Below are 7,323 nucleotides of genomic sequence, written 5' to 3' on the forward strand. Positions count from 1 at the left end.
TACCGGCTCGGGTGCTGCGGCGTCGGGCGGCGCGACCGGTGGTCAGCGCCGTTCGGGCGGCAGCCGTCGGGCGTCGAGCGACGTCGTCCGTGGCGGGTCCGCTCCGGTGTGGTCGTCCGAGGGCGGCTACGCAGCGGGTCGGTCCGGTGCGGGTGAGTCCGGCGGCGGTCGTCGCCGTGGGGACTCGCGTCGGGCGTCGCGTCCGGCCGGGGCTGCCGACCGCCACTGAGCGTCGGCGGGCTCGAGCCTGAGTGGTCCGCGAAAGCGACAGGACGCCGCCGTTGTTCGGCAGCGTCCTGTCGCTTTCGCGTCGGCATCCGGAACCTGGACGTCCGGTGGGAGCAGCAGGAGTGCTCCCGCGTAGGTTCTCCTTCACCGAAGGCCGCGTGAGTGGCCGACGGGGAATCGTCCGTCGTTGGAAGGAGACCGTATGGCTGGCAGCGAAGAGAACCACACCGGCGAGAAGCTCGTCGGCAAGGTCAAGGAGGGCGTTGGCAACCTGACCGGCAACGACAAGCTGAAGGCCGAGGGTCAGACCGACCAGGCCAAGGCGTCGGCCAAGCAGGGTGTCGACGACGTGAAGGACGCGGCGCACGGCGTCGCGGACTCCCTCCGCGACGAGAAGCACTGAAGCCGGTCCACGACCGCGCTGCGAAGCCCCCGGAACCATGCGGTTCCGGGGGCTTCGTCGTGTCCGGGTGTCGGTCGGACCGTCAGTGCAGGGCACCGACCGAGGCGAGACCGGCGCGCAGGAGTGCTCCGCGACCGCCCTCCATCTCCTCGGCCACCGCGTCCGAGGCTGCCTCCATCGGGCTCATCCACGTGAGCTCGAGGGCGTCCTGCCGCGGCTCGCAGGTCCCGGTCACGGGCACCACGTACGCGAGGGAGATCGCGTGCTGCCGCTCGTCGGTGAACACCGAGGCACCGGGGAGCGGGAAGTACTCGGCCACGGTGAACGGCGTGGGGCTCGCAGGGAGCTGCGGGAAGGCCATCGGCCCGAGGTCCTTCTCGAGGTGTCGGAAGAGCGCGGTCCGGATCGACTCACCGAACATCACGCGACCGGAGACGAGCGTGCGGGCGATCGAACCGCTCGGTGCGACGCGCAGCAGCACGCCGACCTCGGTCACGACGCCGAGTCCGTCGGTCCGGACGGGCAGTGCCTCGACGTAGCAGATGGGCAGCCGACGACGGACGTTCGCGAGTTCCTCGTCGGACAGCCAGCCGGAGTCGGGGTCGGGGGTGCGCAGCGAGGCCATGCACCGTGTCTACCAGTCGCCCCGGCGAGTTCGGCGGGAGGCGCGGTCGCTGTGGACGGCTAGCGTTGTCCACGTGATCGATGCGGACATCGTGCAGTGGACCCGTCCGACCGGGCAACGCGCGGGCACGCCCCTGCTCGTCGCCATGCACGGGGTGGGCTCGCACGAGCGCGACCTGCTCGGTCTGGCGCCCGCGCTGCCGTCCGCGTGGACGATCGCGTCGCTCCGCGCGCCGATGCCGTGGGGGCCCGGGTTTTCCTGGTACCCGCTCGGCACGCCGGGGTCGCCCGCGCTCGAGCCGGTCGACGCCGCCGTCGAGGGCGTCCTCGACTGGATCGACTCCGTGTCCGCCGACCACCCGCGCATCGGGCTGCTCGGGTTCTCGCAGGGCGGCTCGATGGCGCTGCAGCTGCTGCGCGCCCGACCTGCGGCCTTCGCCTTCGCGGTGTCGCTCTCCGGGTTCGTGGTGCCCGGGGTGACGGACGCACGGGACGAGGCCGTCGCAGCCGTCCGTCCGCGGGTCTTCCTCGGGCACGGCGACCTCGACCCGGTGATCCCGGCCGAGGCCACCGCCCGCACGCAGGCGTGGGCCGCGGCGAACACCGACGTGACCGACCGGTCGTACGCCGGCCTGCCGCACGCGGTGTCCGCCGAGGAGCTCGCCGACGTGGCGGCGTTCGTCGACGCCTCCTGACGACCGCTCCCGCGACCGGTACGCGGAGGTGACCGGGTGACCGGCTGACGGACGGGAGGCACGTGGCGGGCCCGCCACGCGCCTCCCGTCCGGCACGGCGCTACTCGGCGAGGATCTGCAGCAGGTCCTTGCGGAGCTGGTCGACCTTCGCCGTCGCCGCCTTGGTCTGCTCGTCGGAGGCACTGGTGCGGTACACGTGCAGCACCCCCATGGCCTTGCGGAGGGCCTCGACGAACTCGCGCTGCGTGTCGGGCATGCCCGGTGCGGCGTCGAACGCGGCGGCGATCTCGTCCGCCTTCGCCTCGGCCTCGGCGCGGCCGGCGTCGGTGAGCTCGAAGAGCGTCTTGCGGCCGTCGCCGGTCGAGACGACGAGGTCCTCGTCGACGAGCTGCTGGAACGTCGGGTAGACGGAGCCGGGACTCGGCTTCCAAGCGCCGCCGGTGCGCTCGGCGATGGTCTTGATCACGGCGTAGCCGTTCTGCGGACCCTCGGCGAGCAGGCCGAGGATCGCGAGGCGGACGTCACCGCGGCGGCGGCGTTCGCGGCCGAACCCGGGGCCGCCGCCGAACCCGGGGCCGAAGCCCGGGCCGAAGCCGCGTCCGCCGAAGCCGGGGCCGAAGCCGCCGCGTCCGCCGTGGTCGTGGTCGCCACGGTCACGGCCGGGGAAGCCGTGGCCGTGGTGCTGCCGCGCGCCGCCGAAGCGGGGGCCGCGCGGACCGGTGCCGCGGGAGCCGCGGCGGGGCGTGGTGCTGTCGAGGTCATCGTGCGAGGGGCGCATGACGACTCCTTCCTGTCGGTGGTGAAGTGAGCTCGCGGTTGGTTCTGTTCCTATCGCGATGGCTCAACGATAGATCGCTACGTATCGCTGTGTCAAGGATCTCCTCCGCCCGGCCCGCTGTCGGTGGCGACGTGCAGGATGGGACGGACCATGACGGACGTCCTCGAGCGCTTCTCCCCCGCGACCGCGGAGTGGTTCCGCGGCGCGTTCCCCGGCCCGACCGCGGCACAGGCCGGCGCGTGGGACGCGATCTCCACCGGGCAGCACGCGCTCGTGGTCGCGCCGACCGGCTCCGGCAAGACGCTGGCCTCGTTCCTGTGGTCGATCGACCGGCTCATCAGCGCGACCGACCGCCCGCCGGCGAAGCAGCGCACCCGCGTGCTGTACGTCTCCCCGCTCAAGGCGCTGGGCGTCGACGTCGAGCGGAACCTCCGCAGCCCGCTCGTCGGCATCACGCAGACCGCGCGTCGGCTCGGGACCGAACCGCCCGAGGTCACGGTGGGCGTCCGGAGCGGTGACACCCCGTCGTCCGACCGGCAACGGCTCCTGCGACAGCCGCCGGACATCCTCATCACCACGCCCGAGTCGCTCTACCTGATGCTGACCTCGCAGGCGCGCGAGACCCTGGTGAACGTCGACACCGTCATCGTGGACGAGGTGCACGCGGTCGCGTCGACCAAGCGTGGCGCCCACCTGGCGGTCTCGCTCGAACGACTCGACGACCTGCTCGAGAAGCCCGTGCAGCGCATCGGCCTGTCCGCCACCGTGCGCCCGGCGGAGGAGGTCGCACGGTTCCTCGGTGGACGCGCCCCCGTGTCGATCATCGCCCCGCCCGCACAGAAGACCTTCGACCTGCGCGTCGTCGTGCCCGTCGACGACATGACCGAGCTCGGCGCCCCGCCCGTCGGCGCGGACGCGACCGAGTCACCGACGAACGGCTCGATCTGGCCCCACGTCGAGGAACGCGTCGTCGACCTCATCGAGGAGCACCGGTCGACGATCGTGTTCGCGAACTCACGCCGGCTCGCGGAGCGCCTGACGGCGCGGCTGAACGAGATCCACGAGGAGCGGGTGCTCGCGGCCGTCGACACGGCGGCGGTCGTCGCCCCGGAGGCCGTGGGCGCGGTGGCCGGGTCGGCTCCCGTCACGCAGTCCCCCGGTCGCGCGTCGGCACACGCGCCCGTCGCGCAGCCGAAGCGTCCGCCGGCCCAGGTGATCGGGCAGTCCGGGCAGACCGAGGGCGGCGGCTCCGACCCGGCGGTCCCGGTGCTCGCCAGGGCCCACCACGGGTCCGTGTCGAAGGACCAGCGCGCGATCATCGAGGACGACCTGAAGTCCGGACGCCTGCGCTGCGTCGTCGCGACCAGCTCGCTCGAGCTCGGCATCGACATGGGCGAGGTCGACCTCGTGGTCCAGGTCGAGGCACCGCCGTCGGTCGCCAGCGGCCTGCAGCGCGTCGGTCGCGCCGGACACCAGGTCGGTGAGATCTCCCGCGGCGTCCTGTTCCCCAAGCACCGCGCCGACCTCGTGAACAGCGCGGTCACCGTCGAGCGCATGGTCTCCGGGCAGATCGAGTCGATCTCGGTGCCCGCGAACCCGCTCGACGTCCTCGCGCAGCACACCGTCGCCGCCGGGTCGATCGACACCGTCGAGGTCGAGCACTGGTTCGAGCTCGTCCGCCGCAGTGCGCCGTTCAGCTCGCTGCCGCGCTCGGCGTTCGAGGCGACGCTCGACCTGGTGACCGGTCGCTACCCGAGCGACGAGTTCGCCGAGCTCCGGCCGCGCCTGGTGTGGGACCGCGTGCACGGCACCCTGACCGGGCGTCCCGGCGCCCAGCGGCTCGCGGTCACGAGCGGCGGCACGATCCCCGACCGCGGGATGTTCGGCGTCTTCATGGTCGGCGAGAAGGCGTCGCGCGTCGGCGAGCTCGACGAGGAGATGGTCTACGAGTCCCGCGTCGGCGACGTCTTCGCCCTCGGTGCGACGAGCTGGCGGATCGAGGAGATCACGCACGACCGGGTGATCGTCAGCCCCGCGTTCGGGCAACCCGGCCGCGTGCCGTTCTGGAAGGGTGACGGCATCGGACGTCCGGCCGAGCTCGGCCGCGCGACGGGTGCGTTCGTGCGCGAGGTCGACGCCGCGTCCGACGAGGACGCCCGCGCCCGCGTCGCTGCCGGCGGGCTCGACGAGCGCGCCGTGACGAACCTGCTGACGTTCCTGCGCGACCAGCGGGCGGCGACCGGACACGTGCCGAACGACACCACGCTCGTGGTCGAGCGGTTCCGCGACGAGCTCGGCGACTGGCGGCTCATCCTGCACTCGCCGTACGGCATGCAGGTGCACGCGCCGTGGGCCCTGGCGGTCGGCGCGCGCCTGCGCGAACGGCACGGCATCGACGGCGACGCGATGGCGGCCGACGACGGCATCGTCGTGCGGATCCCGGAGACCGACGCCGAGCCGCCGGGGGCCGACCTGTTCGTGTTCGAGCGGGACGACCTCGAGGCACTCGTCACGGACGAGGTCGGCGGCTCGGCGCTCTTCGCCGCCCGGTTCCGCGAGTGTGCGGCGCGGGCGCTGCTCCTGCCCCGTCGGAACCCCGGCCAGCGGTCCCCGCTGTGGCAGCAGCGTCAACGGGCGTCGCAGCTGCTCGAGGTCGCCCGGAAGTACCCGACGTTCCCGATCGTGCTCGAGACCGTGCGCGAGGTCCTGCAGGACGTCTACGACGTGCCGGCACTGCTCGGCATCTCGGACCAGATCGCCGAGCGCCGGATCCGCCTGGTCGAGCGTGAGACCGAGCAGCCGTCGCCGTTCGCCCGTTCGATCCTGTTCGGGTACGTCGCGGCGTTCATGTACGAGGGCGACTCGCCCCTGGCGGAGCGTCGGGCGGCGGCACTGTCGCTCGACTCCACCCTGCTGGGCGAGCTGCTCGGACGGGCCGAGCTGCGCGAGCTCCTCGACCCCGCCGTCATCGCGTCGGTCGAGCGCGACCTGCAGCGGCTCTCCCCGGACCGTCGCGCGCGCGACACGGAGGGGCTCGTCGACGTGCTGCGGCTCGTCGGTGCCCTGGAGCTGGACGAGCTCGTCGCCCGCAGCTGGGTGGCCGACAGCGCGGACACCGACAGTCGCACCCCCGACACCGCCGGCCTCGGCACCGCCGGCTCCGACGCCGCGCGTGCGACGGTCCGGTCGGCGCTCGAGACGCTCGAGCGCGACCGCCGCTTGCTGTCGTTCTCGCAGGGCGGGACGACGCGCTGGTCCGTGATCGAGGACGCCTCCCGCCTGCGCGACGCCCTCGGGGTCCCGCTGCCGATCGGCGTGCCGACCGCCTTCGTCGAACCCGTCGCCGATCCCCTCGGCGACCTGGTCGGCCGGTACGCCCGGTCGCACGGGCCGTTCTCCGCGCAGGAGGCCGCGACCCGGCTCGGACTCGGCATCGCCGTCGTGCAGGACACCCTGCGCCGACTGGTCGCCGACCGCCGCGTGGTCGAGGGTGAGTTCCGCCCGGACCGCCAGGGCGCCGAGTGGTGCGACGCCGAGGTCCTCCGCCGCATCCGCACGAAGTCGCTCGCCGCGCTCCGGCACGAGGTCGAGCCGGTCTCGCCGGACACCCTCGCCCGGTTCCTGCCCGCGTGGCAGCACGTGCAGGCACCGGGTACCCGCGGCGGCCTCCGGGGCGTGGACGGCGTGCTGCAGGTCATCGACCAGCTGGCCGGGGTCGCCCTGCCCGCGAGCGCGTGGGAGACCCTGGTGCTGCCGTCCCGCGTCACCGACTACTCCACGAGCATGCTCGACGAGCTGACCGCCACCGGCGAGGTCCTCTGGTCCGGCGGCGGCACCCTGCCCGGGAACGACGGCTGGGTGCGCCTGCACCTTGCCGAGACCGCGTCGACCACCCTCGCCGAGCCCGACGGCGGCGAGACCACCGAGTTGCAGCGCGACGTCCTCGGCGCCCTGGCCGGCGGCGGCGCCTACTTCTTCCGGCAGCTCGGCCAGGCCGTCGGCAGCACGGACGACCAGGCCCTGACGACCGCGCTGTGGGACCTGGTCTGGGCGGGCCAGGTCACGAACGACACCTTCGCGCCGCTCCGGGCGATGCTCGGCGGCAAGGCGCGGTCGACGAGTGCGCCGCGGGCTCGGGCGTACCGCGGGCGTCGTCGGCCGACGCTGCCGTCGCAGTCCGGCCCGCCGTCCGTCGGCGGTCGGTGGTCGATCCTGCCGCTCGCCGAGTCCGACTCGACGCTGCGCGCGGCCGCGACCGCGGAACAGCTGCTCGAGCGGTACGGGGTCGTGACCCGCGGCGCCGTGCAGGTCGAGGGCGTCCGCGGCGGGTTCGCCGGCGTCTACCGGGTGCTCAGCCGGTTCGAGGAGTCGGGTCGTGCACGCCGGGGCTACTTCGTCGAGGGACTCGGCGCGGCGCAGTTCGCGACGAGCCCCACGGTCGACCGGCTCCGGACGTACGCGCGGGACCTCGACGACGACGAGCGTGCCGACCCGGACCGCGAGCGTCAGGCGCTCACCCTCGCCGCGACGGACCCGGCCAACCCGTACGGCGCCGCGCTGCCGTGGCCGTCGGAGGACGCCCCCGCTGACCCCGA

5 protein-coding genes and 1 pseudogene are annotated in these 7,323 nt (G+C 73.7%); 4 read left to right on the forward strand and 2 right to left on the reverse strand.

From position 1 onward, the window contains the following. Positions 1-229 (forward strand): annotated as a pseudogene (locus D8M35_RS17120) (ATP-dependent helicase); the annotation flags it as partial. Positions 230-430: 201 nt separating this feature from the next. After that, positions 431-631: a CsbD family protein gene (locus D8M35_RS14560; protein ID WP_022903197.1), complete on the forward strand. Its 201-nt coding sequence runs from the start codon at positions 431-433 to the stop codon at positions 629-631. 82 nt (positions 632-713) lie between these two features. Here D8M35_RS14560 and D8M35_RS14565 read toward each other — a convergent pair whose 3' ends face one another. Next, positions 714-1,256 (reverse strand): NUDIX hydrolase family protein, encoded by a 543-nt coding sequence (locus tag D8M35_RS14565; protein ID WP_058729559.1) that lies wholly within the window; start codon positions 1,254-1,256, stop codon positions 714-716. Positions 1,257-1,329: 73 nt separating this feature from the next. Here D8M35_RS14565 and D8M35_RS14570 point away from each other — a divergent pair, with 73 nt between their 5' ends. Beyond that, the gene (locus D8M35_RS14570; RefSeq protein ID WP_161972681.1) at positions 1,330-1,950 is read left to right on the forward strand and encodes an alpha/beta hydrolase; all 621 of its coding nucleotides are present in this window, start codon (positions 1,330-1,332) and stop codon (positions 1,948-1,950) included. Between the two features lie 100 nt (positions 1,951-2,050). Here the strand turns inward: D8M35_RS14570 and D8M35_RS14575 are convergent, their stop codons facing one another. Beyond that, positions 2,051-2,728, reverse strand: a complete 678-nt coding sequence (locus D8M35_RS14575) for a PadR family transcriptional regulator (protein ID WP_126892491.1) — start codon at positions 2,726-2,728, stop codon at positions 2,051-2,053. A gap of 150 nt (positions 2,729-2,878) precedes the next feature. On the opposite strand from D8M35_RS14575, the gene D8M35_RS14580 reads away from it, so the two are divergent. Beyond that, the coding region (locus tag D8M35_RS14580) for an ATP-dependent helicase (protein ID WP_126892492.1) at positions 2,879-7,323 on the forward strand (4,445 nt) is incomplete at its 3' end.

Origin of the sequence: Curtobacterium sp. HSID17257 (assembly GCF_003989515.1) — a bacterium.
Taxonomy (GTDB): Bacteria; Actinomycetota; Actinomycetes; order Actinomycetales; family Microbacteriaceae; genus Curtobacterium.

What these genes read in the sequence shown, in the direction of transcription:
- D8M35_RS14560 (WP_022903197.1), top strand. Translation starts at nt 431, where the DNA reads ATGGCTGGCAGCGAAGAGAACCACACCGGCGAGAAGCTCGTCGGCAAG.
- D8M35_RS14565 (WP_058729559.1), bottom strand. Translation starts at nt 1,256, where the DNA reads ATGGCCTCGCTGCGCACCCCCGACCCCGACTCCGGCTGGCTGTCCGAC.
- D8M35_RS14575 (WP_126892491.1), bottom strand. Translation starts at nt 2,728, where the DNA reads ATGCGCCCCTCGCACGATGACCTCGACAGCACCACGCCCCGCCGCGGC.